Annotated in this window: 17 protein-coding genes; 6 read left to right on the forward strand and 11 right to left on the reverse strand. The window is 74.0% G+C overall.

What is annotated here, in order from left to right; all coding sequences use genetic code 11:
* Positions 1-67: 67 nt before the first annotated feature.
* The 3 genes from nirD to WME98_RS20190 form a co-directional block, all read right to left on the reverse strand.
* Positions 68-451, reverse strand: a complete 384-nt coding sequence (gene nirD / locus WME98_RS20180) for a nitrite reductase small subunit NirD (protein WP_437952746.1) — start codon at positions 449-451, stop codon at positions 68-70.
* 51 nt (positions 452-502) lie between these two features.
* Positions 503-3,043 carry a nitrite reductase large subunit NirB gene (gene nirB / locus WME98_RS20185; protein ID WP_437952747.1) on the reverse strand — a complete coding sequence of 847 codons (2,541 nt, stop codon included), beginning with the start codon at positions 3,041-3,043 and terminating at the stop codon, positions 503-505.
* 353 nt (positions 3,044-3,396) lie between these two features.
* A complete protein-coding gene (locus WME98_RS20190) occupies positions 3,397-6,123 on the reverse strand; it encodes an ATP-binding protein (RefSeq protein WP_437952748.1) in 2,727 nt (908 codons plus the stop codon).
* Between the two features lie 92 nt (positions 6,124-6,215).
* Between WME98_RS20190 and WME98_RS20195 the strand changes: the two genes are divergently transcribed.
* Positions 6,216-7,145 (forward strand): ketopantoate reductase family protein, encoded by a 930-nt coding sequence (locus WME98_RS20195; protein ID WP_437952749.1) that lies wholly within the window; start codon positions 6,216-6,218, stop codon positions 7,143-7,145.
* A 51-nt stretch (positions 7,146-7,196) separates the two neighbouring features.
* Here WME98_RS20195 and WME98_RS20200 read toward each other — a convergent pair whose 3' ends face one another.
* From WME98_RS20200 to WME98_RS20225, 6 genes are all read right to left on the reverse strand, one after another.
* A complete protein-coding gene (locus WME98_RS20200; protein ID WP_437952750.1) occupies positions 7,197-7,664 on the reverse strand; it encodes a hypothetical protein in 468 nt (155 codons plus the stop codon).
* A gap of 532 nt (positions 7,665-8,196) precedes the next feature.
* Positions 8,197-9,468 (reverse strand): hypothetical protein, encoded by a 1,272-nt coding sequence (locus WME98_RS20205; RefSeq protein ID WP_437952751.1) that lies wholly within the window; start codon positions 9,466-9,468, stop codon positions 8,197-8,199.
* A 215-nt stretch (positions 9,469-9,683) separates the two neighbouring features.
* Positions 9,684-10,337 (reverse strand): 16S rRNA (guanine(527)-N(7))-methyltransferase RsmG, encoded by a 654-nt coding sequence (locus WME98_RS20210; RefSeq protein ID WP_437952752.1) that lies wholly within the window; start codon positions 10,335-10,337, stop codon positions 9,684-9,686.
* 85 nt (positions 10,338-10,422) lie between these two features.
* A complete protein-coding gene (locus WME98_RS20215) occupies positions 10,423-11,034 on the reverse strand; it encodes a DUF488 domain-containing protein (protein WP_437952753.1) in 612 nt (203 codons plus the stop codon).
* Positions 11,035-11,146: 112 nt separating this feature from the next.
* Entirely contained in the window at positions 11,147-16,657 is a 5,511-nt protein-coding gene (locus tag WME98_RS20220; RefSeq protein WP_437952754.1) for a hypothetical protein, read from the reverse strand.
* A complete protein-coding gene (locus WME98_RS20225) occupies positions 16,654-18,399 on the reverse strand; it encodes an ATP-binding protein (protein ID WP_437952755.1) in 1,746 nt (581 codons plus the stop codon). Before WME98_RS20225 ends, WME98_RS20220 begins: the two co-directional genes overlap by 4 nt.
* A gap of 414 nt (positions 18,400-18,813) precedes the next feature.
* On the opposite strand from WME98_RS20225, the gene WME98_RS20230 reads away from it, so the two are divergent.
* From WME98_RS20230 to WME98_RS20250, 5 genes are all read left to right on the forward strand, one after another.
* Entirely contained in the window at positions 18,814-19,560 is a 747-nt protein-coding gene (locus WME98_RS20230; protein WP_437952756.1) for a hypothetical protein, read from the forward strand.
* 14 nt (positions 19,561-19,574) lie between these two features.
* A complete protein-coding gene (locus WME98_RS20235) occupies positions 19,575-19,979 on the forward strand; it encodes a hypothetical protein (protein ID WP_437952757.1) in 405 nt (134 codons plus the stop codon).
* 88 nt (positions 19,980-20,067) lie between these two features.
* Positions 20,068-21,018, forward strand: a complete 951-nt coding sequence (locus WME98_RS20240) for a hypothetical protein (RefSeq protein WP_437952758.1) — start codon at positions 20,068-20,070, stop codon at positions 21,016-21,018.
* On the forward strand, positions 21,015-21,434 hold the full coding sequence (locus tag WME98_RS20245; protein ID WP_437952759.1) for a PIN domain-containing protein: 420 nt from the start codon (positions 21,015-21,017) through the stop codon (positions 21,432-21,434). The genes WME98_RS20240 and WME98_RS20245 overlap by 4 nt, the downstream gene beginning before the upstream one ends.
* A gap of 397 nt (positions 21,435-21,831) precedes the next feature.
* Positions 21,832-23,082: an STAS domain-containing protein gene (locus WME98_RS20250; protein ID WP_437952760.1), complete on the forward strand. Its 1,251-nt coding sequence runs from the start codon at positions 21,832-21,834 to the stop codon at positions 23,080-23,082.
* A gap of 157 nt (positions 23,083-23,239) precedes the next feature.
* On the opposite strand, the gene WME98_RS20255 is transcribed toward WME98_RS20250, so the two are convergent.
* Both WME98_RS20255 and WME98_RS20260 read right to left on the reverse strand, forming a co-directional pair.
* Positions 23,240-24,694, reverse strand: coding sequence for a type VI secretion system Vgr family protein (locus WME98_RS20255; RefSeq protein WP_437952761.1), 1,455 nt, complete (start codon positions 24,692-24,694; stop codon positions 23,240-23,242).
* A gap of 99 nt (positions 24,695-24,793) precedes the next feature.
* Positions 24,794-26,593 (reverse strand): DUF2169 family type VI secretion system accessory protein, encoded by a 1,800-nt coding sequence (locus tag WME98_RS20260; RefSeq protein WP_437952762.1) that lies wholly within the window; start codon positions 26,591-26,593, stop codon positions 24,794-24,796.
* Positions 26,594-26,600 lie beyond the last annotated feature (7 nt).

The following is a 26,600-nucleotide window of genomic DNA, read 5'->3' on the forward strand; positions in this document are numbered from 1 at the left end:
ACACAGAGACAGCGGCGGCGTGCCCGTCGCGAAGCGGAGCGCGGCGCTGCCCAAGAAGCCCATCGGGTCAGCTCGCCACGCCGCGCGGCTGCGCCGCGTCCAGGACCTCGACGCGCCCGCCCCGGATCCGGGTGGGATACACGGGTACGCGCACGGTCGGGTCGTCGAGGCACTGGCCCGTGCGCAGGTCGAAGTTCTGCTTGTAGATGGGCGAGGCGATCTTGGGGACGCCCCCCTTGTCGCCGACGATCCCGCGGGAGAGGACGAACGCCTTGCTGAACGGGTCGAAGTTGCTGATGGCGTAGATCTCCTCGCCCTCGCCGACCCGGACGACGGCGACCTGGCGCTTCCCCACGAGCGCGCAGACCCCCGTGTTCGGGATGATGTCCTCGACCCCGCAGACCTCGACCCAGCCCTGGCCCGCGCCCTCGCTTCTCGGCGATTCCGACATGTGCAGCTCGTTCATGGCGATTTCCCTCGGAAGAGGCCCCTCGGCCCGCGGTCAGATCATCTCCTCGACGAGCGTCGACTTTTCCTTCCAGGCCGCGGGGCGGTGCTGCGCCCGCTCGCTGACGAAGACGATGCTCCGGTCGGGCTCGCCGGCGTTCACGAACGGGCGGAACTGCTTGAGCTTCTCGGGATCGGAGACCGCGGCCTTCCACTCGCACTCGTAGGTCGCGATGAGGTGGGCCATCTCCTTCTCGAGCTCCTCGCAGATCCCGAGCGAGTCCTCGATGATGACCTGGCGGAGGTAATCCATGCCGCCCTCGAGGTTGTTGAACCACGTGGCCGTGCGCTGGAGCCGGTCCGCCGTGCGGATGTAGAACATCAGGAACCGGTCGAGGTACTTGATGAGCGTCGCCTCGTCGAGATCCGCGGCAAACAGCTGGGCGTGCTGCGGCTTCATCCCGCCGTTGCCGCAGAGGTAGAGGTTGTAGCCCTTCTCCGTCGCGATGATCCCGAAGTCCTTGCTCTGCGCCTCGGCGCACTCGCGCGCGCAGCCGGACACCGCGGACTTCAGCTTGTGCGGGCTGCGCAGCCCCTTGTAGCGGTTCTCGACCGCGACCGCGAAGCCCACCGAGTCCTGCACGCCGTAGCGGCACCAGGTGCTGCCCACGCACGACTTCACGGTGCGGAGCGCCTTGCCGTAGGCGTGCCCCGACTCGAAGCCGGCCGCGATGAGCTCGCTCCAGATGTCGGGCAGCTGCTCCAGCCGCGCCCCGAACAGGTCGACGCGCTGGCCGCCCGTGATCTTCGAGTACAGGTTGTACTTCTTCGCGACCTGCCCGAGGGCGATGAGCTGATCGGGCGTGATCTCGCCGGCCGCCACGCGCGGCACCACCGAGTAGGTGCCGTCCCGCTGGACGTTGGCCAGGAAGCGATCGTTCGTGTCCTGGAGCGGGAGGTGCTTCTTGTTCAGGATGTGCTCGTTCCACGTCGAGGCGAGGATCGAGGCCACCGCCGGCTTGCAGATCTCGCACCCCTTGCCCTTGCCGTGGCGCTCGATGAGGTCGTCGAAGGTCTTGATCGCGTGGACCCGGACGAGGTGATAGAGCTCCTGCCGCGAGTAGTTGAAGTGCTCGCAGATGTAGTTCGTGACCGCGACGCCGGCCTTCTTGAGCTCCTTCTTGAGGATGTCGGTGATCAGCGTGGTGCACGAGCCGCAGCCGGTGCCCGCCTTGGTGTGCCCCTTGATGGCGGCGAGCGTGACCTGCTTGTCGTCGCAGATGGCCGAGCAGATGGCCTTCTTCGTGACGTTGAGGCACGAGCAGATCGTCGCGGTGTCGGGCAGCGCCTCGACCCCGAAGCCCGCCGGCTTCGCGCCCTCGCGCGCCGTGACGATGAGGTCCTCGGGGTTCGGCGGCAGGACGATCTTGTTCTGCACGAGCTGGAGCAGCTGCCCGTAGTTCGAGGCGTCGCCGACCAGGATGCCGCCGAGGAGGTGCTTGCCGTCCGAGCTGACGACGAGCTTCTTGTAGACGTTCGACGTCGCGTTCATGAAGCTGACCACGCGCGCGCCCGCCTGCGCCGCGAACGCGTCGCCGAAGCTCGCGACGTCCACGCCCATCAGCTTGAGCTTGGTGCTCATGTCGAAGCCGGCGAAGGTCTCCTTCCCGCCGGTGAGGGCGTCGGCCGCGACCTTGGCCATGTGGTAGCCGGGCGCCACCAGGCCGTAGAGCTGGCCTTGATAGCTCGCGCACTCGCCGATCGCGTAGATGTCCGGATCGGACGTCTGACAGCGCTCGTTGATGACCACGCCGCCGCGGCTGCCGATCGCGAGGTCGCACGCCCTGGCGAGCTCGTCCCGCGGCCGGATGCCGGCGGAGAAGACGATCATGTCGGTCGCGAGGTCGGTCTGGTCGGCGAAGAGCATCCGCGCCACGCGGCCGTGCTCCGCGACGATCTCCGTGGTCGAGGTGTTCGTGTGCACGTGGACGCCGAGCGACTCGATCTTCCGGCGGAGGATCGCCCCGCCGGCGTCGTCGACCTGGAGGGCCATCAGGCGCGGGGCGAACTCCACGACGTGGACCTCGAGCCCCATGTTCTTGAGCGCGTTGGCCGCCTCCAGCCCGAGCAGGCCGCCGCCGATGACCGTGCCGACCTTCGCGCCCTTCGCGTGGGCCGCCATGGCCTCGAGGTCCTCGATCGTGCGGTAGACGAAGCAGCCCTTCGTGTCCTTGCCCTTGATGGGCGGCACGAACGGGTACGAGCCCGTGGCGAGGATGAGCTTGTCGTAATAGACCGTCTTCCCCTTCGCGGAGGTCACGGCCTTCTTGCGGCGGTCGATCGATACGGCCTTGTCGCCCAGGTGGACCTGAATCCCCGCCTCCTCGTAGAGGCCGGGCTTCACCATCGAGAGGTCGTCGGCCGATTTCCCGCTGAAGAAGGCGGACAGGTTCACCCGATCATAGGCGAGCCGGGGCTCCTCGCAGAAGGTCGTGATGTTCCATTCGCGCAGGAACCCACCGAGGACCATGTTCTCGATGAGCTTGTGCCCGACCATGCCGTTGCCGATGACGAGGAGGTCCTTCTTCTTGCTCATGCAAACCCACCTTTGGACCCGGTGAGTCACCCTCACCGTCACTGCCGTACTGCCGTCCGAGCGCGGCGCAGGCCGTAGTCTCGGACAGGATCTTGTCTACTGTGACCTCTGTTTCACAACTGTTTCGCTGGAATAAATTGTGTGTCCGATGGCGCGCTCGAGCCCGGACATCCCCTCTGTTTCCTGCGTGTTTCGCGGCGCCCGGCGAGCGCAACGAGGCTGCGCGCGAGGGCGATCTCGACAGCGTCAATGAAAGGAAACGGGCGATTATCGCGAATCAGGAGGAGTTTGTTTCGCGCGTGTGTCGCGCCGCCGCGGCGACTGCATTGCAGTTCTGAAAGGCGGCGGGCCGGTCACCCGCGTGGGGCGGCCTCGGCGACGAGGGCGAGCAGCTGCGCCGTGGCCACCGGCTTGGTCAGGTGCGCGTCGAAGCCGGCCTCGCGCGAGCGGCGGCGGTCCTGATCCTGCCCGTAGCCGGAGACGGCGGCGATGTAGGAGCCCCGGAGCTCGGGCTCGGCGCGCAGGCGCCGGACGACCTCGTAGCCGTCCATCCCGGGCAGGCCGATGTCGAGCAGGACGAGCTCGGGCTTCGACGCGCGCGCGGCCTCGAGCGCCGCCGGGCCGTCGTGCGCCATCGCGACGGTGTGGCCGTGGAGCTGGAGGATGCGCCGCAGGCCCTCGGCGGCGTCGACGTTGTCGTCGACGAGGAGGACGCGGAGGGCGCCCGCCCCGGAGCGCGGGATCTCGGTCGAAGGCGCCGCGGCGCTGTCCGCCGACGCGCCCGCGAGCGGGAGCCAGACGCTGATGGCGGTGCCCTCGCCGGGGCCGGCGCTCATGGCCTCGACGCGCCCGCCGTGCAGCTCGGCCAGCCGCTTCACGAGCGTGAGCCCGACCCCGAGGCCCCCCTGCGAGCGATCCAGCGTGCGCCGCGCCTGCATGAACGGCTCGAAGACGCGCGGCAAGAGCTCGGCGGAGATGCCGACGCCGGTGTCCGTCACCCGGATCCACGCGTCGCCGCCGCTCGCCGCGCAGGAGAGCGACACGCGGCCGCCCGGGTTCGTGTACTTGATGGCGTTGGTGAGCAGGTTCACGACGATCTGCTCGATCCGCACCCGGTCGCCGTGCACGAGCATGCCCGGCTCGACCGACAGGGCGAGCTCGTGCCGGCGCTGCGCGAGGAGCGGGCGCACCGACTCGACCGCGGTCTCGACCACGGCGCCGACGTCGAACCGCTCCCGCTTCAGCTCGATTTTGCCGCGCGTGATCCGGGAGACGTCGAGCAGGTCGTCGACGAGCCGCACGATCGTCTTCACCTGCCGCTCGAGGGTCGCGAGGATCTGGCTGTCGTCGCGGTCGCCGCGGTCGCCGGTGCTCATGCGCAGGAGCTCGAGGCCGGTGGTGATGGGCGCGAGCGGGTTGCGGAGCTCGTGCGAGAGCATCGCGATGAACTCGTCCTTGCGCCGGTCCGCCTCGTGGGCCTCGCGGTACAGCCGGGCGTTCTCGAGGGCGACACGCCGCTCGCGCTCGATGATGGCGGCGCGCTCCTCGTGCAGGCGGGCGCGCTCGAGGGCCTGCGCGCACTGGCGCGACAGCGCGAGCAGGAACTCCTGCTCCTCGTGATCGAACGGGCGGGGCTCCGCGAAGCTCAGCCCGAGCGCGCCGATCGGCCGCTCCTGGACGAGGAGCGGGAGACAGCAGAGCGAGGCGGTCGTGGAGGTCAGCGCGGTGGCCGCGAAATCGGGGTACCGCGCGGCGCACTCCTTGCGCGTGCGCAGCCAGACGGGCGCGCCGGTCCGCAGGGGCTCGGTGAGGGGGAGGCCGTCGGAGACGGCCATCCTCCGGAAGCGCTCGAGGATCTCGGGCTGGTAGCCGACCGCCTTGAGGCACTCGATCGCGTCGCCCGCCGTGATGACGATCGACCCGGCGTACGCGCCCGCGGCGGCGGCGCCCTGGTCGACGGCGACCTCCGCGACCGCCTCGCAGGTGAGCGCGTCGGCGAGCGCCGCGGTGATGCGCTGGAGGCCGGCCATGCGCTGCGCGGCGCGCTCGGCGGCCCGGCGCGCCTCCTGCTCGGCCAGGAAGCGCCGCCGCGCCTCGGCCTCGGCGTCGCGGGCCATGTCGTAGAGGCGCATGCGCTGCAGGGCCACCTGGATGCACTGCGCGAGCTCCTCGGCGAAGGCGAGATCGGCCGCGGTGTAGGCGCGGCCCGACTCGGCGGAGGCGAGCGTGAGCGCCGCGAGGACGCACTCCTCGCCGCGGATCGGCACGATCACCGCCGAGAGGCAGCCGAGCGCGCGCAGGGCGGCGAAGTGCTCGGCGTCGCGCGCCACGCCGGCGAACACGCTGTCGGGGATCTCGGACAGGAGCCGGCCGGGGCCGCCGTGGAGCACCTCGTGCAGCGGCGTCTCGGCCTCCGGCGGGATCCGGCTGCGCTCGGCCAGCCTGGACACGAGCTCTGCCTTGGCCGGGTCCGCGTGCGCGATGACCCGGGCGCGCAGGGTGCCGTCCGGCTCGATCGTGTGGACGGAGCACCAGTCCGCCACGGAGGTGACCGCGAGCTCCGCGACGCGCCGGTAGCTCGTGTCGCGGTCGAGCACCGGATCGAGCAGGGCGGTCGCGTCGGCCAGGAAGCGGCGCGCCTCCTCGGCGCGCTTCTGCTCGCTGATATCCGCGACGAGCGTGAAGAATCCGGCCACCTCGCCGCTCGCGCCGAAATGAGGAATGTACTGGATGCGGACGTGGCGCCTGCCGCTCCTGCGGTACGCGAGCCGCGACTCGAAGTCTTGCGGCTGCCCGCCGAGCACCGCGTCGATGCGCGGCTTCACGGCGGCGTAGGCGGAGTCGCCGATCACCTCGCGCACGTGCCGGCCGGCGAGGGAGACGCGATCCTCGCCGAACCAGCGCTCGTAGGCCCGGTTGACGATGCGATAGCGCTCCTCGTCATCGATATAGGAGATGAGCGCCGGCAGGGCGTCGAGCAAGAGCTGGATCTGCTCGCCTTCCAGCGTCGCGCTCGGCTCGCCGCCTTCGGTCATGCTGCCGCCGGCTTGAGCCGTGGTGGGGACGTCCGGCCTTTGCATCTGGGCTCATGCATATCCGCAATCCGCGCTGATCGCCACATGTCGGTTCTCTGCGCTCGGTCCTCGGTCCGAGCGTGCTATGGTCGCCGCCGATGCGGATCCTCGTTGTCGGCGCGGGCGCGGTGGGCGGTTATTTCGGGGCGAGGCTCGCCCTCGCCGGGCAAGACGTCACCTTCGTCGCGCGGGGCGCGCACGCCGAGGCGATGCGGTCGCGCGGCCTCATCCTCCGCACGCCGACCGGCGAGGTGCGCACGCCGCCGCTGCGCGTGGCGCCGCTCGACGCGGTGCGCGGGCCGTTCGATCTCGCGCTCGTCGCCGTGAAGTGGCCGTCGCTCGGCGACGTCAGCGCCAAGCTCCCCGGGCTGCTCGCGGCGGACGGCCTCGCTCTGCCCCTGCTGAACGGGCTGGAGTCGGAGGATGCGGTCGCGCGCGAGGTCGGCGCCTCGCGGGTGCTGGCCTCCATCGCGTACATGTCCGCGGGCCTCAGCGGCCCTGGGGAGATCGAGACGCTCGCGGCGACGCGCGCCGGCCTCGCGCCGTACCGGCCGGGGCAGGAGGCGCGGGTCGAGGCGACCGCCGCGCTGCTCGAGCGCGCCGGCATCCCCGTCCGCCGGGGCTCGGACTACCGGTCGATGCTCTGGGAGAAGATGGTTTGGAACGCCCCCTTCAACGCGATCTGCGCGCTGACCGGCCAGCGCGCCGGGGCGGTCGTGGAGCGCATGGAGGACCTGCTCCGGGCGGCGATGCTCGAGGTGATCGCGGTCGCGCGGGCGGAGGGGGCGGACATCTCCGAGGCGACGGCGGACGCGATGATCGCGCTCACGCGCGCGGACTTCCCGCTCACCGAGCCGTCGATGCTGCAGGACGTGCGCGCCGGCCGCGCGACCGAGGTCGACATCCTCCAGGGCGCCGTGGTCGATCGCGGGCGCCGGGCGGGGATCGACACCCCGGTGCTGCGCACGCTCGCGACGCTCGTTCGCGGCCTGTCGCTCCGGGCGAGCGCGCCGCCTGCCGCCGGCTAGGCCCCGGGCCCGCGGCGGGGCCGGGGCGGGCTCACGACGTCCCATGTCGGCTCAGAACACCGTCCTGGCGGCGAGCCCCTTGCCCATGGGGATGATCTGCACGCTCCCGACCTCGGTCACCGTGCGCTTCGCCGGGAAGATGAAGCCGCTCAGGATCTGCAGCGCGCCGATGGCCTGACCGAGCCCGTCGGCCACGAGCAGCACCTTGTTGGTCGCCTCGGTGTTGCACGACCGATCGCCGCCGCATTTGCCGCGGGTCCCGAGATCGATCCAGGGCCCCGCGATGGGCACCCAGAGCGCTCGGTCCGCGGGCCTGTCGCTGAACGTCGCCACGACGGTCGAGATCCCGTAGGTGGTGCCGAGCACGGCGACGCCGCTCCAGATGAGCCCGCGGTTCGGCACGGAATCGGTGATGGTGACCGTGTCGCGCGTCCTTTCCTGAGCGTGCGCGGCTTCGGTGAATCCCATGGTAGCCACCGCCACGGCGGCGGCCGAGGTGAGAAGAGCGAGCTTGTTCATGCGGTCCTCCTGGCCGCATGGCGCATGAGCAAACGGGGTGCCGGTGCGGCGCGCGTCGGCGCGCGCCGAGCGTCGACGCGCCACGCCGGTCGTCTCGTGTGGCGATCTGCCCCGCGTGGGACGGCGCGCCTCGTGGTGCTCGCGCCGAGAGGCGCGATCTACGCGGGAAACCGCGTCGCGCGCTCGCGTTCTCCCTCCTCGGCCGCGGGCTCGACGCTCGCGGGTCCGTCACAGGCCGAACGGCTCGAGCGCTCCAACATCGCTACACCCCCGAACGGATGGGCTCGCGAGCGCGCCGATCTGCGCGGAGAAATGGACGTGGAAGGAGAGGAGGGGAGAGCGTCGCGGGCGTTTCTTCCCGTCTTCCCTCCTGTTCGAGCCCGGCGCTCAACCTTGATGGAGCAGAGAGGGTGACGCGACGAGAGGAGGGGAGTTCGAGGAGCTGGAGAAAGCGTGTGGACCGGAGGGCCTCATCCGCGATGTCCGCGGCGCTCGCTGGGGAGGAGAGGCCCGGGTCCGGGGGACTTGCCGCTCAGGCGCCGCCAGCGCCGCCAGCACCGCCCGCGCCGCCAGCAGCGCCGGTGCCGCCTGCGCCGCCGGTGCCGCCGGTCGCGCCAGTGCCGCCCGCGCCGCCGGTGCCGCCGGTCGCGCCGGTGCCGCCCTCGCCGCCCGTGCCGCTCGTCGCGCCGGTGCCGCCCTCGCCGCCGGTGCCGCTCGTCGCGCCGGTGCCGCCCTCGCCGCCCGTGCCGGCGCCAGCACCACCGCCGCCGTCGCCGCCGGCGCCACCACCGCCGCCGCCGCCGCCGCCCGTGCCGGCGTCGTCCAGCGGGAAGGCCGGATCGAGGCAGAAGAGGCCGTTCGGCGTCTCGCTGCAGACGGTCCCATCCTCGCACTCTTCCCCGACGTCCTCGCACTCGGCCGGCCCGAAGAAGCAGAAGCCCACGACGTTCGTCGCCGTGCCCAGGTTCTCGCAGGAGAAGAGCGGCAGGAGGCAGTCGCTGTGGGCCTTGCACGCATTGACGCAGAGCCCGATGTCGCCCGGACCGGCGTCCCGCTCGAGCGGGTAAGCGCAGAGGCCCTTCTGGGGACCTCCGCAGTCGAGGGCGGGATCGCCATTGAGCCCGCAGAGCTCGGCGCACATGGCGACTTCGTCGGTGACGCCGACGCACCACCCGGCGCAGGGATCGTTGCCGTCCTCGTCGAGCTCGCACTGGGTGCCGTTGGGCAGCCCCTCGTTCGGCTCGTCGACGCAGACGCTCGACCGGGGGTCGCACACGCGGTCGCTGCACTGGACGTCCGCGCCGCAGCCCGGCAAGCAGACCGTCGCCCCCTGGAATGCCTCACAGCGCAGCTCTTCGCGCCCCTGGCACTTGTCCGGATCGACGCTCGCGTCGCCCTCCGTGAACGGGGGATCCCCCGGAATGCAGCCGAGCAGGCAGAGGTCGCCGATGCACGCGCTGCCTTCCCCCTCGCAATCGTCGTCTCCGCCGCACTCCTTCGTGCAGTACCCGCCCGCAGGGCCGCCGCCGAAGAAGTCGTTGGACCCCTCCAGAAAGCAGATCCCGTCCGGCCCGCAGTCGGCGTCCGCTTCGCACGCGGTGCCGAGGAACTTCGCGAGATCCGGGCCGCTGCTGCCGGTGCTCACGGCGACGGGGCCCGTGGTCGACGCGGACGTGGACGAGGCCGAGCCCGAGGCCCCGGTCCCGCCAGCGCCATCGTCCGGATCGTCAGAGCCACAACCGATGAATCCTGCCGAGGTGGCGACCGCGGTGAGCAAAACCGCCGAAATGCGTTGGATTTTCATGCCTGTCTCCGGAGCCAAGAGGCGGTGCCCAGGTCGGGCGCCTGCATGTGGTTTCCGGACAGTAACGGAATCGGTGAGGCTCCGCCATACCTGGGAACCGAGAAGCTCGCGAAATGGAGCCTCCGCAAAAGCGGACGACGCTCCGGGGTGCAGCCGCCGGCAGCAACGCAATCGGCGCGATTCGCGACTTTCTCAGGGGGCGCCCTACCTGGCGATCAGGCATTCTTGGCGGCTTCTGGCAGATACCGCACTGCGCGTCGATCGGCCCCGGTGAGCGGCCAGCGATACCGGAGATCGGTCGCGGGCGCCCAGCCGGCGTGCGCCGGCGGCTCGTCGCGGGCGAGCAGGACCCAGATCTCGCGCCGCTCCGCCGGCTCGCGCGCCGTGAGCGCCGCGCCGAGGGGCAGCCACGCGTCCGGCGCGAGCGTCGCGCGGGAGATCGCCACCTCGAACGACCTCCCTGCCCGCACGAGGTCCTCGCCGCGCGCGCGCTCGACCCGCGGTGCCCTCTTGAGCTCGCCCTCCTGAACCAGCGTGCCTATCGCCGTCCGCAGGAAGGCGACGCGCTTTTGCAGGGGCTCGACCAGGGTCACGTCCAGATCCGGCCGCAGCAGCGCGAGCGGCAGCCCGGGCGCGCCGGCCCCGGTGCCGACGTCGACCACGCGCCGCCCCTCGGGGACGTGCTCCGAGAGGAGCCGCGCGTCCGCGAGCATCAGGTCGGCGAGCTCATCGGGGCTCCGCGCGGCCGTCAGATCGACCTTCGCGTTCCACCCCTGGACGAGCTCGAGCCAGCGCGCGAGCGCCTCGCCGGCGCGGGCAGGCAGGCTCGGCTCGCGGCCGGCGAGCACCGCCGCGATCTTCTCGGTCATTCGCGCCGCGGCGCTCTCCGTCATGGGCGCAGTGGAGCACAAGACCCGGGGCGGATGCACCCGGCGGCGCGGCGCGGCCCGCGGATCACCGCGCGCGGCGCGGGCGCGCGGGCCGGGCCGACGCGGGGGCGCGCCCGGCGCCGGCGCCGCCGAGCGGCAGCGCGCGCTGGGCGCCGACGTCGTAGATGAGGCGGCCGGAGCGGTCGATCCGCGCCGCGGGGTTCAGCGCGTGCGGGGCCCGCGCGCCGGGGCCGAGCAGGTGGACGACCGCGACGCCGCGCGCCACGAGGGCGTCGGCGATGAGGCGGCGGTGGCAGCGCCACCAGAGCGTCTCGGCGCACATGACGGCCAAGCGCCGTCCGGCCCGGGCTTCCGCCTCCACCTCGGCGAGCGCGCGCTGGAACTCGGCCGTCTCCATGTGGTCGGCGTAGGCCCGGAAGCTCGGGTTCTCCCAGGCGATATGGGGCGAGCCGTCCCGCCCGGTCCGCCGGCCGCCCAGCGCGTCGCCGCGGAAGACGTAGGTCACCCCGAGCGGCGGCAGCGCCTCGGCCAGCGCGGGGCGGCCGAGGTGCGGCGAGCGGCTGGATCCCGGGAACCTCCGGACGTCGACGAGCGTGTCGGCCGGCCCCTCGCCGAGCAGCTCGACGAGCTCCTCCACGCTGCGCGTGCCGTGGCCGATGGTGAAGACGGTGTCCACGGAGAGAGCTTTGCGTCCCGGCGGCGGGCAGGCAACGCGCGGCGGAGGCGCGGGGCGGGCTCTGCCGCGCCGGCGCGGGCCTCATGCCCCGGCGGCGCGCCGCCGGCGCGCGTTACCCCATCCAGCGCAGCAGGTGCTCGAGCGCCCGGCGCTCCTCCGCGTCGGTGACCGACTTCAGCGCGCGGTTCACCTCGCCGACGGCGGCCGCCGCCAGCAGCGCGACGACTGCGGGGTCCGGCGCGCCGCGCCCGCGCAGCCACGCGAGCGCCTCGTGCTCGGTGTTGACGACGATGTGGCACCGGCTCGCGTCGTAGCGGACCGGCCGCCCCGAGCGGCTCTCGACGACGGCGCGGACCGGGGACCCCGCGAGGCCCATCCGGGCGATGGCCTCGCCGAGCGCCGCCGCGAGCGGGCTCTCGGCCGGGGCGCCGCGCCGCTCGGGCGAGGCGCCGGGCAGCGCCGCCGCCTCGCCGCCGATGAGGCCGCGGACGCTGCGCCACAGCGCGCCGACCCACGCGCGCGCGCGGCTCGAGTCGGGCGCGCCCGCGGCGGCCTCGGCGCTGGATGCCCCCGCGTGGGATCGCTCCAGGGTCATGCCCGCGGCGGCGCGCGCGCCGCGGGAGCTCGGCGGCGCTTCGGCGTTCGCCGCGAAAGCGACGGCCCCGGCGGCGACCCCGACCTCGGCCGCGCCGGCGCCGGCGCCGGTCGACGCCGGCGGCGCCGCGGGCGCGCCGAGCTCGCGCAGCGCGCCCGGGGAGGCCCGGTGGCGCAGCACCTCGACGAGCGGCGAGCCGTCGTCGAGCAGCACGAACGCCGGCGTCTCCTCCGGGAAATCGCCGTCCGCGCTCCCGCGGCGATCGGTGATCCACAGGCAGCCGCGCGCCGCGAGCTCCGCGCGGACCTCCGCCGGGCCGACGGTCTCCCCGCCGGCGGTCCGCGCGGCGAGCCTGCCGCCGGAGAGGCGGCCGAGCAGGTGCAGGTTCCACAGGTACGGCGCGGCGGCCGCCTCGTCCGAGAGCTCGGCCGCCATCGAGGCCGCCGCCGCCATCGCGAGCTCCGCGACCGTTTCCCACGGCGCCGCGTGGAGCGGCCACACGAGGAGCATCCCCTCGACCGGCGCGAGGCCGCTCACGCCGCCGGCGCCCGCCCCGGAGAGCAGCGCGCGCGGCGCGAAGCCCTCGCCGGGGCCGCCGGCCTCGCCGTGGCCGCTGCCCTCGCCGGCGTCGCTGCCCTCGCCGGGGCCGCCGGCCTCGCCGTGGCCGCTGCCCTCGCCGGCGCCGCGGCCCTCGCCGGGGCCGCTGCCCTCGCCGGCGCCGCGGCCCTCGACGGTCGCCGCGGAGGGCGCGCCGACGAGCACCCGCGGCGCGCGGGGCCACCGCGCCGGCAGCCAGAGCGCGCCGGTCACGAACAGCGGCCGCGGCCCGCCCGTGGCGGCGTCGATCCACCGCGTCGCGAGCGCGTCCCCGGGCGGCGCGAGCCGGCCGCGCAGCCACCGGCCGGCGGCGTCGCGCACCGCCTGCCGGAGCCTCGCCGCGTCCGCGCTCGCCTTGAGCCCGTCGAAGGCGCGGTTCGGCTCGAGCGCGTCGTCGTTGACGGCCGCGCACAGCGGCCACCCGTCGCCGGCGTCGATCGCGCAGAGCGGGCGCCGCCCGACGTGCACCGCGATCCCGGCCGCGCCGGCGTGCTCCGGGGCGAGCAGGCCGATCTCGCCGTGCGCCGGCGGCGCGCCCTCCTGCGGGGCGAAGGGGAAGACGGCGAAGCACGCCGCGCGCGCGGCGTCGTCGAGGCCGACGACGGCGAGCGGCGGCGCCGCGAGGCGCTCCTCGGTCGCGCGATCGCGCGCCACGACGTCGGTGATGTCCTTGACGACCACCGCCGTCGCGAGCTGCAGCCGCTCGGGCGTGCTCAGCGCGAGCACCGGCCGCTCGTAGCGCTGCTTCGGGTAGGGCGGCGGCGTCGAGGTGCACAGCCACGTGGCGCGCGGGTCGAGCCGGAGCTCGTCGAGCGACCAGAGGGTCCCCTCGATGTCGGGGAACAGCGGCGCGCTCGCGGCGCCGGCGACCACGCGCTTGCCCTGGGCGAGCGTCCGCAGGACCGCGCGGCGCGTGTGGCTCCGGACGAACGGCGGTAGCTCGTCGAAGTGGGGCGCGAGCGAGATCAGGTAGCGGCCCGCGCCCTTCGCGAGGCGCGTCAGCAGCGCGTGCACCTCGTCCCTCGGCGGGTCCGCGGCGGAGGCGCGCGCCACGATGCGCAGCGGGATCGGCAGGTCCACCTCGAGGCGCCGCTCCTCGCCGCCCGGGCCGACGAGGCGGGCGTCCGACGCCGGCCCCTCGACGATCTCGATCTCGCCCTCGATATCGCGCACGCCGAGCGCCGCGGGGCTCACCCGGAGGAGCGGGTGCGACGGCGCGCCCGGCTGCGCGAGCGGCGCGCGCGGCGCCGGCGCCGCGCCGGCGCCGGCCCGGCGCTCCTCTTGCGTCTCTTGCGTCTCTTGCGTCTCTTGCGCCCTCTCGGCGCGCCTGCGGAGGTTCTGTTCGATGGCGGCGCGGAGCCGCCGCGCCGGCACCCCGGCGGCCGCCGGGAGGACGCGGCCGCCCGCCCACCGCAGGAGCGCCGCGCGCTCGCGCGGGTCGCGGACGACGAGGGGGTGCCAGGCGAGCGTCTCGAAGCCGGGCGCCTCGTCGAGCACCGGGATCGGCGCCGGCGGCGGGTGCGTCCGGTCGACGGCCTCGAGCGAGCGCGCGACCTCCTGGCCGCGCGGGTCGAGCATCGTGAGCAGCGGCAGGCGCCGGATGCGCGCCGCGAGCCCGCCGGGGCCCGCCTCGGCCGGCGTGCTCCGGGCCCGCTCCGCGAGCGCCCGCGCGCTGTCGAGGAGGTAGGCGGCGAGGCGCGCGTCCGGCCTGCCGCCGTGGCGGAGCGGATCGTCCCGCAGCCCGAGCCGCGCGCGCGCCGCCGCGTCGCCCTCGAGCGCGGCGACGATCGCCTCGCAGAGCGCGCGCTCGACCTCGTGGACCGCGGCGTCGTTGCGGGGCGACGCGACCCCGTTCCACGCCCGGTTCGGCACCGCCGCGTCGTCGTCGATCGCGACGTGGGCGGGGCCGAGGAGCGGCGCGGCCTTCAGGGTGGCGAGCGGTTGCGACGCGTGGTGCCACACCTCGACCATCGCGTCGCCGGGCGTGGCGAGGGCGAGGAAGCCGGCGCCGGCGACCTCGAGGACCGGCGCGCCCGCGGCGCCCTTCGGCGCGAGCTTCTCCAGCGACGCCGCGAGCGCTCGCCGCCGCGCCGGGCCGCGCGCCTCGAGCTCGTCCTCGCCGAAGAGCCCCGGCGTGTAGGGGACGAGCTCGCACCCCGGGATCGCGGCGGCGAGCCAGTCGAGCTCGCGCTGCGAGGCGGCGAGCACGGGCCGCCGGTCGGCCGCGCGCCCCCGCGCCTCGGGCGGCGCGGTGCAGAGGCCGCCCGCGGCCCGCGCGAACGCGGCCAGGCCCTTGAGGCTCATGAGCCGGCTCGACCCGTGCAGCGGCCAGAGCCGCGCCTCCAGGAGGCCGCCGAAGCGCGACGGCGCGAGGTCATCGCCGCCGCGCCGCCCCGGCGCGCCGCGCCGCGCCTGCCTGCCGCCGGGCGCGCCGAGGCGCGGCGGGGCGCAGAACAGCGTCCCGATCGCGGCGCGCAGCGGGCCCCTCAGGCGAGCGAGCTCGCGCTCGGGCGGCGGCGCGCCCTGGTGCGCGGCCCTCGGCCCGAAGAGCCGCCGCGCCTCGGCGTCGGCCGCGGCGAGCGCGACGCCGAGCGCGTGGCGGATCGCGCGGATGAAGCGCGCGTCGCGCTCCACGCCGTCGTACCCGAACCGCGGCCGCACGCGCCCCTCCCACGCGAGCGCGATCTCCACGGGCAGGGGGACGGCGGCGGGATCGAGCGCCACGGTCTCGAGGTGCCGCCCGTCCACGAACACCCGGACCTCGGCGCCGCGGTGGGCCTCGCCGCCGTCGGCGAAGACGGCGAGCTCGCCGCGCAGCCCGTCGAGCGGCCCCTCGTCCACGTGGAAGGCGGCGCGGAAGGCGTGCTCGGGCGAGGGCGGCACCACGGGCTCGCCGGTCGCGTGCAGGAGGAACGCCCTGCGGCGCCCGGCGCCGAGCTTCGCCTGCTCGATCATCGCCTCCGTGTCGGCGAGCGGGAGCCCGGCGAGCGCGCGCTCGACGAGCCCCCCGCGGCTCCAGATCACGTCGCTGGCCCAGGGGGAGAGCTCCTCCGGGAGCCTCGCGTCGCCGCGATGGATGAAGAGGGTCGTCGCGTCGTGCGCGTCGAGCGCCGCGAGCGACATCGGCCGCCCGTGCCCGTCGCGGAGCAGCGGGAGCTCGCGCGCGGCCTGCGCCTCCGGGGGCAGCCGCCCGCCCGCGCGCGCCGCCCCGGTCGCGACGCACGCGAAGGCCGCGAGCGCGTCCTCGATCCGGCCGGGGTCCTCGTCGAGGACGAGCGCGCCCTCGGGGATCGTGCCCTCGCCGCGGGCGACGGCGGTGAGCGCCGCGAGCGCGTCGAGCAGCGCGCCGCTCGCCGCCTCGCGCAGGCGCGCGCGGAGGGGCGCGTCCTCGCGCAGCGCCGAGCGCGAGGCGTTGGTGGGCAGCTCGTCCGCGTCGACGACGAGGCGGACCGGGAGCTCGACGCCCTGGTAGGGCGCCGAGGGGAACCGCGGCTCGAAGTGGAAGCGCTCGCGGACGAGCCGCACGCCGTGCTCGAGGTAGTCGACGGCGGGGAGGCCGGAGAGGGGCGAGGAGAGGGGCATGGAGAGGGGCAGGGGCAGCGGCGGGGACAGCGGCGGGAGGGGAGACAGGGCGTTGGAGAGCGGCGACGAGGGCGCCGCGGGCAGGGGCGTGGCGGCGGCCGGCGCGGCCGCGAGGTCGCGGGGCGCGACGATCTCGATCGCGGCGCGGCGCGCGCCGTGCACGTGGAAGGGCACGCGCACGAGCGCCGCGGGCTGGCCGCCCGGGAGGGCGCGGCGGAGCGGCTCGCCGGCGAGGGTGATCGGGATCGGGAAGTCGGCGGTGGCCGCGGCCAGGTGGGCGAGCTCCGGCGGGGTGTCGCCGGTGAGCGCCCGGCGCAGCACCGACCATCCGAGCCGCCGCCGCACCTCGACGCGCAGCCCGGCGGCGGGCATCCCGGGCGGCCGCGGCACCTCGTCGCAGGCGGGGGCGGTGGCCGGCGCGAGGGCGTCGGCTGGCGCCTCGAGCAGGGCGGGCGTGAAGCGCACGCGCGTGCAGGTCGCCCCGGAGGCCTCGCCGGACGGCCCGCGGGCGGTCGTGATCAGGTCGACGCGCGCGGGGCGCAGCCCGAGCGCCGCGTTCACGCCGAGCGCGAGCAGCCGGAGCCTCCGGGACGACGCGTCGGGCGCGGCGTTGAGCACGTGGTCGAGCAGGCGCGTGAGGGCGGGCGCGTCGGGCGGCGCTCCGTCGAAGGTCACGGCGACGTCGTCGGCGTCGTACTCGAGGTCGATCCGCGTCGCGCCGCCGGCCGCGGCGGCGCGGACGAGCTCGAGCAGGTAGAGGTCCAGGTCGACGAGCAGGTGTTCCCGGAGCTTCTGGACGGCGCGGCGGGCATCGACGCGGATGGCGCCGCGGGCGACGATCCGGCTCACCGCGGGAGCCCCCTCGGCGCGCGCGCGAGCGGCGGCGGGCTCGCCGCGAGGTCGAGGAGCCGGTCGCTGTCGTCGGGGTCGAGCGGCCCCTTGGCCTCGACGAGCAGCGCGCGGGCGAGCAGGTTGCCGGCGGTCACGGGATCGACGGCGGCGCGCCTGCGCGCGAGCGCCACGGTGTCGCTGTCGACGTTGAGGTAGAGGGCGTGCCCTGGCCGGAAGCGGGCCGCGCGCCGCACCACGTCGCGCGCGGCGTGGCAGCTCCGCTCGGGCCCGCCGCGCTCGCGGGCGGGCAGGAGGATCGCGCCGCGCTCGCGGAGGGCGCCCTGGATCTGGCAGAGGCTCACGCGGGCGACGCGGTGCCGGGCGCGGGCGAGGGCGCCTTCGACCACCTGGAGCAGCGGCGCGTCGGCCGCGCGGGCGCTCTCGGGCGATTCGTGCACGAGCAGGTAGGCCGCGCGCGCGTGCTCGATGCGCGCCGCCGGGAAGCACCGCTTGAGCAGCGCGACGGTGGCGGGGTGGTTGCACAGCACGACGGGCAGGCCGCCCTGCGCCATGGCCTCGGTCAGCGCGTCGGCCCGATCGGCGACGAGCAGCGGCTCGCGCCCTGGCGCGAGCGCCCGCAGGCCGGCGCGCGCCCGGTCGCCGGCGACGGGGCTCGCGAGCGGGAACGGGATCTCGTCGGGATCGAGCGCGGTCGGCGGCGACAGCGCCGCCTCGAGCATGGCCGCGTACGTGGCGGCGGCGCGCTCGCTGGCGGCGGCCCTCGCCGCGGCCTTGGGGAGGCGTGCGGCGAGCTTGCGGCGGAGCGGCCCTTTGACGAGCTCGCGCACGCGGGCGAGCGCCTCCCAGAAGGCGTCGTCGCGGCGTACGTTGTCGCGGCTCAGGGTGTGCTGGAGGTGGGGGCTCATCACCTTGAACCGAACGCCCGACAGCCCGCCGAAGAGCTCGTCCGTGGTCTCGAACAGGGTGAGGCCGCGGTTGTAGAAGCCGGCGAAGCTCTGGCCCTGCTCGGCGGCGGGCTCGCCGCCGGTGGGGGGTGGGAGGTGCTGGGCGCCGGCGGACGGGCCGACCACGAAGGTGGTGTCCTCCTCGACGGCGGTCACGGACACGGGCGCCGCGACGGAGAGCGGGGCGTCGATGCGCTCGACGGATGCGCGCGCGTTTCCTTCGTGGTCGGCGATGCTGAGGGCGATCTCGCACTCGGCGTGGCGGCACCAGCGGCGGAGCGCCGCCCGCGCGCGCCGCGCGTGCTCCACGAACGCCTCCCGGCTGAGCCGCTGGATCAGGGTCACGCGGGTGCCGCTGCCCTGTCGGGGGCCGGCGTCGTCGAGCTCGTAGCTCGTGTCGCTGCGCAGGTGGAGGAGCCAGGCCTGGCCGTCGCGCCACGTCTCGACGTCGACCTGCTCTGGCTGGATGGCGAACACGGAGACGAAGCCGACGCCGTATTTGCCGATCTTGCTGGGGTCGCCTTCCTTGGACGAGCTGAAGAGGGTGAGGAGCGGCCCCTCGATGTCCTCGCGGCTCATGCCGCTGCCGTCGTCGGCGACCGAGGTGGCGCAGGCGCCGGGCAGCGTCTCGACGCGCACGGAGATCTTGCGCGCGCCGGCGTCCATGCCGTTCTGCACGAGCTCGCGGAGGAAGGCGTACGGGTCGGCGAACTGCTGCACCATGTCGGCCACGGGGCCTGGGGGCGGCGCCTTCGGCGCGGCGCGGTCCTCGCGGGACGATCGGTAGGGGGCCATGGCGCGTTGCGAGGGTATCACAGGGCGGAGGTGGTCCTCGGGCGTGTCCTGGAAGGCTCATGGGGTATCCCAGGGCGGAGGCGGTCCTCGGGCGTGTGCTGGAAGACTCATGATGTCCCCCTTCCCGGCGCCCTGCAGATGGCCGTCGCGGCTTCGGTCTTTTCGCCTCGCGGCCGGGGCATCAGGGATGGTCGGCGCGACGGCCGCGCCTCGCCGCCGGGGCAGCGGGGATGGTCGGCGCGACGGCCGCGCCTCGCCGGCGGGGCAGCAGGGATGGTCGGCGCGACGCCCGCGCCTCGCCGGCGGGGCAGCAGGGATGGTCGGCGCGACGCCCGCGCCTCGCCGCCGGATCAGGCACTGTTCCGACGGCCGGGGCGGCTTGATCTTCCTGCTCGCCTTTCTACCCTCGACAGGATGCAAAACCTCACGCTGTCCGATCTGAAGCTCGGGCTCACCGACCTGTTCGACAAGCGCAGACCGGCGCTCTTGCGCACGAGCTCCGGCAAGACCTACGAGCCGATGCTCGCGAAGAAGCTGGAGGAGATCTCCGCCCTTCCTCCCGTCGTGATCGGAGGGAAGGCCCTCGCGGCGGAGCTCGAGGAGACCGACGTGGAGCACGATGGCTTCGGCAAGGCGGTCTGGTACATGACCGAGGCTTACCTCCGGCACCCGCAGGTTTCGGCGGAGACGGTCGCTGCTGCGACACGGATCCGCCGCGCGTTCATCCCCGCCCTGTCCGAGCTCAAGGCGAGCTACGCGGACGAGGCCAGGGCGGCCATCGAGCGCAAGAAGATCCTCAAGCAGCACAAGGCCGATCTCGAGCGCTTCCCCGCCGCCGGCGGAGAGACCCTCCATGACTGGATCAGCGGCTTCCTCGACGCCGGCGAGCGGCTCCACTCCATGCTCAGCGATCGCGCCGACATGAAGGAGACCTCGCGCAAGGGCGCGGGCGCGCTCCGCGCCGCCACGATAGGCCTCCTCTCCCGCCTGCGGGCAGGCATCGCCGACGAGCTGGAGCACAACCCGAAGCTGCCGCCCGACCTCGAAGCCCAGGTGTTCGGCTATCTGGACGAGCTCCATGTCCCCCGCGCCGCCGCGGCGAGGGTGAAGAAGGCGAAGAAGGCCGTGCCCGAGGCGCCCGCGCCGCCAGAGATTGCCTGAGCACCGGGGAGGCCGTGTACACCACTGAGCTGGCCTCCCGCCCTCGCGCGCGGGCATGGGTCCTCGATACGATCGTTGGATATCTCGCCGGGGTGCGGCGCGTGCTCGAGGTCGAGTGCACCACGTCGATCTACTCCGGTCTGCTCCGGATGTCGGATCTCCTGTCCCTCCAGCCGAACCTCGACATCATGCTCTACCTGGTCGCTCCCGAGGAGCGCCGCGACAAGGTCGAGCAGGAGATCCAGCGCCCGACCTTCGCGCTGCGCGAGAAGGCACTTCCCGAGGTCTGTGGCTTCCTGCCGTTCAACAAACTGTGCGAAACCATCGAGGGAATCCGTAAGCTCCAGCTCGCATCGTCCCTCAAACTCAACTTTCTCGAGAAGGTGGCGGAGTACTTCGCTCAGGAGCCCGACACCTGACGCCCCACCGTGCACGGCGGCGCCCGCTCGCGCTATCCTCTTCCTGTCGGCTTCGGCCGAGCCACGCCACGACCCGAAGGAGCCCGCCGTGCCCATCGTCCACCACGCCGTCCGCCTCTCCAGCGCGAAGCGCTTCGGCCATCGCGTGCCAGCCGCCCCGCTGGGCGTCGCCCTCCAGCAGGTCGACGTTGCGGTGCGGCGCTCCGTCCTGATGGCCTTCGAGGGGCGGAGCGTCGCGGCCGGACGACCTCGTGCCTGGTTCAACGCCGCCTGCGACATCCGGCTCGTGGACGTCGAGGGCAACGACGACACGACCTTGCACTTCGAGGCCCCGGAGCTCGGCGAGGCCGCCGAGGAGCTCTATCTTCAGGCGGAGATATGGCCGTCGCGGCCTCCTCCCGGTTGGACAGGGTTCGACGTGCTCGCCGGCGTCCTCCAGGACGTCGGCGCCGGCAACCCGGACAGCGAGCGCTTCGATCGCCCCCTGCTCCAGCGCGTCGCTCATTTCGGCCGGTTGCTCGAGGCCGGATTCGACGCGCTTCGGGTCGAGGAGCACCGGACCGGTGCTCCCGGCGAGGCCGTGGTCGACCGAGTGACGGTCGAGACGGCGAGGAAGCTCAGCGCATCCACGCCAAGAGCCCAGGCCGTGCGCATCGCTGGCCTGCTCGACATGGTCCGGATGAGCACCCAGTCCTTCGCGATCAAGCTCGACAGCGGAGAGGAGATCCGGGGCGTGCTCGCTGGGGGGAGCGTCGAGGCCGCCCGCGAGCTCCTCAGCCGTCGCGTCCTGGTCCACGGCCGGGCAGTGTACCGCCCTTCGGGTCGTATCCTTCGGCTCGACGCCGAGCGGATCGAAGATGGGGAGGGGATCTCCGGCTTCTGGTCGAAGGTCCCGAAGCCCATCTTCGGTCGTCGCAGGGAGCCGCGAGCGCTCTACAGACCGCAGACCGCGACGTCCGGCGTCAACGCGATCTTCGGGAAGTGGCCGGGCGACGAGACGGACGAGGAGTTCGACCAGGCCATCAAAGAGCTCTCATGACTGGGCTCGTTCTGCTCGATACTGTGGTCGTCCTCCATCTCGTAAGAGGGAACGAGACCGGCAGGGCGATCGATGCAGCGATGCGCCTCGGCAAGCGCGCGGAGCGCCCGCTGATCTCCGTCGTCACGGTCGGCGAGGCGCTCGCGTTTGCGCAGTACCGCGGCTGGGGCGAAGACAAGACAGAACGTCTCCGAGCTCTCCTCGGGCAGCTCGTGCCGATCGATATCCACGATGAGGCCGTGTTCGAAGCCTACGCCGCGATGCATGCATGCCTGGTGCGAAAGGGAAAGAAGCTGTCCGATAACGATATCTGGATCGCGGCATGCGCTCGGGCAGCATCCGCTACCCTGATCACGACGGACAAGGACTTCGACCCACTTCACGGCGAGTTCATCCAGCGCGTCTGCTTCGAGTGAAAGACAAGGTCCCCTGAACGTGTCGAACCCCTCCGCTCAAATCGTCCAGAAGCTCTGGTCCTGCTGCAACGTCCTGCGCGACGACGGCCTGTCCTACGGCGACTACGTCCGGTCTGCCGATCAAACCAATCCTCGATGAGCTCTCACGTTCCTGTGACCGCCAAATCCCCCGCACCTCTCACCGCCGCTGCGCCGCTCCTGCCCACGCAACTCGCTCTCGGCCGCGCTCCCCGCAATGCGCCGCTGAGCCGGCCCGCTTTCTCTCCGCGTAAGCCGGCACGCTGATGCCGCGCGCATTCTCATCCCGATCGCATCGCGCCGACCCGGGAAGCCCTTCCCCCGCGCGCTTCGTCCACGGTATATCTGGGCTTCTTGCCCTCGAGGAGATGTGAGCCTGATGGAATCTGCCCCCAGCGCGTTGCTCGGCGAGCTCTTCGCCCGTTCTCCCGATCTGCTCTTCATCGCCTCGGCCGACGGGGCGCTGCTCCACGGCAGCGGCGGGCTGCGCGAGGCGCTGGGCCCCGGGGTCGAGGGCGGCGCGCTCCTCGCGGATCTCGCGCACCCGGACGATCGCGCGGCGCTCGCGGCGGCGTGGTCGGCGCTCCTCCAGCGCGGCGAGCCCCTCTCGTTCGACGTGCGCCTGCGCGACGGCGGCGGCGCCTACCGGCCGCTCTCGTGCAACGCCAGCCGGTCGTCGTCCGACCGCGGCGCCGTCCTCGGCTCGCTCCGCCCCGCGTCCGCGGCCGCCGCCGCGCCCGCGGCCGCCGCCGCGCCCGCGGCCGCCGCCGCGCCCGCGGCGACCGAGGAGGAGCTGAGCACGCTGCGGCTCAAGGCGCGCATCCTCGACGGCATCGCCGAGCACGTGGAACCCATCGCGATATGGGCGACCGACGGCGACGGGACGTACGTCTATCACCAGGGCAAGGCCATCGCGAAGACCGGGTTGACGCCGGGGCAGCACCTCGGGCGCAACGTGTTCGACCTCTATGCCGCCTCCCCGGACACCGCCGCCGAGATGCGGCAATGGTACGACGGCCAGGTGCGCCACGGCCGAAGCGAGGCGCACGGCACCTACTGGGACACCTGGCTCATCCCGCTCCGCAGCGCGCCCGGCGAGCGCGTCGACGGCGTGCTCGGGATCTCGCTGGACGTGTCGGACTCCAAGATCGTCGAGAACGAGCTGCGCATTCAGATCGACCGGATCGCGGCGCAGCAAAAGGTGATTCGCGATCTCTCCACGCCCATCATCGAGGTCTGGGACGGCGTGCTCACGCTGCCCATGGTCGGCACCGTCGACAGCGTGCGCACCGCCGAGGTCATGGACAGCCTGCTCCGGCAGATCGTCGAGAAGCGGGCGAGCTTCGCCATCCTCGACCTCACCGGCGTCGAGGTCGTCGACACCAAGGTCGCCTCCCACCTCGTCGAGCTCGTCACCGCGATCCGGCTCCTCGGCGCCGACGGCATCGTCGCCGGCATCAAGCCGACCGTCGCCCAGACCATGGTCTCCCTCGGCCTCGACCTCTCCCAGCTCAACACGCAACGCAACCTGCGCGCCGCGCTCAACTACGCCATCCGGACCATGACCCGCGCCCAGGCCGCCTCGCTCGCGCCGAGCCACCCGGCGCCCGGCAAGACGCCGTCCCCCTGAACGCCGCCCCGGCGCGCGGCCGCGCCGCCCCGGACCCAGCCGCGCCGCCCCCCGCGCGCGGCCGCGCCGCCCCGCGCCCAGCCGCGCCGCCCCCGTGCGCGGCCCGCCGCCCCGGGCCCACGCAGGGGCGCGCCTCGCCCGGGGCGCCGCGCGCGGCTCACTCGTCCACGAGATCGAAGACGATGCCCCCCTGCGTCTTGATCCGGTGGGTCGACCGGTTGGCGCTGTTCACCGGAGAGGGCGTCAGCGGGTTGGGCGCGGCGCCCACGATCACCGGACGATCGGGATCGCCGTTCACGAAGGCGATGAGCACCTCGGTCCCTGGCTTGAGCGGGAAATGCGTGCCGTAGTTCGCGCCGGCGTGGTTCTGGAGCATGCGCACCGGCCTCGACGTCAGGCTCCCGGCCGCCCCCGTGTCGAACAGGAACCGGACCATGTACCTGCCCTGATCGTCAATCTGCGCGTCGTTGCCCCCGCCGCCCGGCCCCGCATCGACGATCCCCGTGACCACGCCGCTGATCCGAGGGACCGGCGTGACGCGCGGCGGCCGATACGTGTTCTTGCTCGGGATCGCCCGGAAGGTGTTCACGTAGCGCTGGGGCGCCTCGCCCCCGCCCCAGCCGCCGGCGGGCTGCGTCGCCTGGTGCTCCACCTCGACGAAGAGCAGCTCGAGCCCCTCGAGGTTCGGGTGCCCCTCCAGCGTCGACCGCGCGCCCGCGCCGATCCCGCACACGGCGCTCCTGCCCGTGTAGACGAGCTGCGTCGCCTGCCGCTCCTCGGCCCGGATCTGCGCCAGCACCTTCCCCTCCGCCGGCGTCTTGTAGTGCCCGCCGAACTCGATCACGCCCCCCGCATACCCGGCGGGCAGGACGTGCTCCGACGTCAGATCGAGCATCGGTTGCCGGTAGTTGTAGTCGCGGGCCACGAACACGCTCGGCACGAGCCGCGATGTCGCCGCGATCTCGAAGACGTCACGGGTCTCCCCCCGCTCGCGGAACTGGACGGATGCGGCGGCCCCGGCCGCGGGCTTGAACCCGCTGGCGTCGTCGGTGAAGACCATCGTGTCCTGACCGTCCTGGTGCTCGAAGAAGAAGCTGATCCCGACGTGCTCGGCCAGGCGGCAGATGAAGGCGAAATCGGTCTCCTGGTACTGCACCGAGAACTCCCGCTGCGGATAGCTGCCCATCAGCCGGAAGTCCACGTCGCTCCCGCTCAGGCCCACGAGCTCCAGCTTCTGCTTGATGATCTCCGGCACCGCCTTGTTCATCGTGATCTCGGTGGTCTCGACGAGCGTGAGCCGGTGCGCGCGCGGGACGATGCGCAGCCGGTACGCCCGGTGGTCGAGCAGCGTCGCGAGGCGATCGTGCACCTCGGCGACCATCCCGTGGATGCGCCGCAGCTCGACGCCGTCCCGCTCGAAGACGAGCGCGACGCTCTCGCCCGCGAAGGCCTGGCCGTCGACCGCCGCCTCGTTCGGGCACGCGACCTCGACGTCGAACGCGAACAGCTGCGAGATCGCCTCGCGCCCCGAGAGGCTGTTGAGCTGGAGGACGTCGGACGACAAGCCGGCGAGCTCGATGCGAATGTCTACGGATTCGTGCTGGGTGGTCATCGTCGCAGCTCCATCCATCGTGCTGTGGGAGAGGATCTCCCGCCTCGGTGCGCCGCCCGCCAGGGCGCCCGGCGCGCCCGTCGAGGCGGGCCTTGCGGGCTATCGTTTGCGCTCGAACCGTTCGTAAAGGCTCCTCCTCAATGCGGGGGACGGGGTCGGCAGCGACGGGCGCTCCGGCGGCGGGGGCGGCGGCCGCCGGGGCGGCGGGGCCGCCGGCGGCTCGTCCGGCTCGAACGACCGCGCGGGCGAGGCGCTGAGCACGGGCTGCGGCGACGGCTCCGGCAGCGCGAGCGCCGGAGGCGGCGGCTCCGCGGCCGGCAGGAGCTCCGGGGACGACGGCTCCGGGATCCGCGCGAGCGAGGGCTCCGCCGCGGCCGCGGGCTCCGGATCGAGCGACGGCGCCGCGGGGACGGCGCCGCCGGGCGCGTCGGCGCGCGGCTCCCAGTCGTCCTCGAACGAGAGCGCGAGCGTGCCCGAGCCCATGCGCTCGTCGGCCGCGACCGGCTCCCGAGCGAGCATCGACGGAGGCAGCCCGGCGCCCGGGGGCGCCGGCTGGAACGGGAGCGCCGGCGCGTCCGCCGCGTCGTCGGCCTCGGACAGCAAGGCCAGCGTCGTGAGGGGAGACCCCGCCGGGGCGTCCTCCGCCGAGGAGAGCGAGAGTGTCCCGGTGTCGAACCGGGGCGCCGGCGCCCCCGCGCCCGCGGCGTGCCCGGCGGGGTCGCCGGGGGGAGGCCCGTCGCGGAACGGCGTCGCCGCCCGGACGAAGGCCGCGACACCGTCCTCCGCGAGGCTCATCGTGCGCGACCCGGCGGCCGGATCGGCCTGGGTGGCGCCGAGGACGCCGTCGTCCGGGCCGAACGCGCGGCCGGCCGCGTCGGCCGCCCGGGCGAGACCGGGGCCCGCGGCGCCCGCCTCGGCGGGCCGCTCGGGCCACTCGAGCGGCTCCCCGGGGAGCTCGACCCCCGCCACGATGGCGGCCGCCGCGAGCGCGGCCTCGTCGGGGACGGCGAAGCTGCCCCGGAAGACGAGGGTGCACCGCTGCTCGTCGCCGTCGATGCGCAGCGTGTCCGCGTGCAGATCGAGCGGCTGGCCCTCGCTCACGCCGAAGGCCGAGAGGCCGTGGATGCGCGCGCGGCCGCGCGCCTCGGGCAGCCGCATCCGGAGGCGCGGCAGCGTGGGGTGCAGCCCCGTGAGCTCGATCCATTCGCCGCCGCGCAGAGGGCGCGTCCGCTGATCGGGGGGCGCGGCCTGGTAATACGCCCACGCGAAGGCGTCGGGGATGTCGGCGATGGGGGCGTCGAGCGCCTTGCGCGGGGTGGCGCCGAGCAGCCGCCTGCGCGCCGGCCAGGCGCGCGCGATCGGGCCGAAGCCGGCGGCGCGCGCCGGATGGAGCGGATCGAGGATGTTGGCCTCGGGATCGGACGGGTCGCCGGTCGCCTGCACGCCGAGGAAGTTCTCGTGATCGCTCTCGCCGCGGAGCGCCCGCTCGTACACGATCGGCATCCGCTGGAACCCGGCCCTGTCCTGGACGAGGAGCTCCTTGTCGAGGAGGACCTCGCCCTCGTCGGAGATCGTGAGTCGCACAGGCAGGGAGTGCACGGGCGCGCCCGGCGGCGGCGCGTGGGCGTGGCCGGTGAAGAGCACGTCGGCCTGGTCGAGGCGCGGCGCCAGATCGCTCGTGAGCCTGACGCTCCGGCCCGGGTTGTTGCCGTGGTGCACCTCCCCGTGGAGGATCTTCTGCGGCTCGACCCTCGGCATCTCCGCGTCCGCCGCGAAGGCGAAGGTGGCCTTGACGATCACGGTGATGCGGAGCTCGCCCCGGTGACGCCAGGCCACCGAGGTCGCCGCGGCTCCGTTCAGCGGCGTGACCCTCTCCGGCGCCGTCGCACTGTTCGCCATTCCACGG

The organism is Sorangium sp. So ce296 (assembly GCF_051529605.1).
Lineage (GTDB): Bacteria > Myxococcota_A > Polyangia > Polyangiales > Polyangiaceae > Sorangium > Sorangium cellulosum_D.

Bases quoted from the DNA above. Each gene is read 5' to 3' on its own strand.
- nirD (WP_437952746.1), bottom strand. From the start codon at position 451: ATGTCGGAATCGCCGAGAAGCGAGGGCGCGGGCCAGGGCTGGGTCGAG.
- nirB (WP_437952747.1), bottom strand. From the start codon at position 3,043: ATGAGCAAGAAGAAGGACCTCCTCGTCATCGGCAACGGCATGGTCGGG.
- WME98_RS20190 (WP_437952748.1), bottom strand. From the start codon at position 6,123: ATGCAAAGGCCGGACGTCCCCACCACGGCTCAAGCCGGCGGCAGCATG.
- WME98_RS20195 (WP_437952749.1), top strand. From the start codon at position 6,216: ATGCGGATCCTCGTTGTCGGCGCGGGCGCGGTGGGCGGTTATTTCGGG.
- WME98_RS20200 (WP_437952750.1), bottom strand. From the start codon at position 7,664: ATGAACAAGCTCGCTCTTCTCACCTCGGCCGCCGCCGTGGCGGTGGCT.
- WME98_RS20205 (WP_437952751.1), bottom strand. From the start codon at position 9,468: ATGAAAATCCAACGCATTTCGGCGGTTTTGCTCACCGCGGTCGCCACC.
- WME98_RS20210 (WP_437952752.1), bottom strand. From the start codon at position 10,337: ATGACCGAGAAGATCGCGGCGGTGCTCGCCGGCCGCGAGCCGAGCCTG.
- WME98_RS20225 (WP_437952755.1), bottom strand. From the start codon at position 18,399: ATGGCCCCCTACCGATCGTCCCGCGAGGACCGCGCCGCGCCGAAGGCG.
- WME98_RS20230 (WP_437952756.1), top strand. From the start codon at position 18,814: ATGCAAAACCTCACGCTGTCCGATCTGAAGCTCGGGCTCACCGACCTG.
- WME98_RS20245 (WP_437952759.1), top strand. From the start codon at position 21,015: ATGACTGGGCTCGTTCTGCTCGATACTGTGGTCGTCCTCCATCTCGTA.
- WME98_RS20250 (WP_437952760.1), top strand. From the start codon at position 21,832: ATGGAATCTGCCCCCAGCGCGTTGCTCGGCGAGCTCTTCGCCCGTTCT.
- WME98_RS20255 (WP_437952761.1), bottom strand. From the start codon at position 24,694: ATGACCACCCAGCACGAATCCGTAGACATTCGCATCGAGCTCGCCGGC.
- WME98_RS20260 (WP_437952762.1), bottom strand. From the start codon at position 26,593: ATGGCGAACAGTGCGACGGCGCCGGAGAGGGTCACGCCGCTGAACGGA.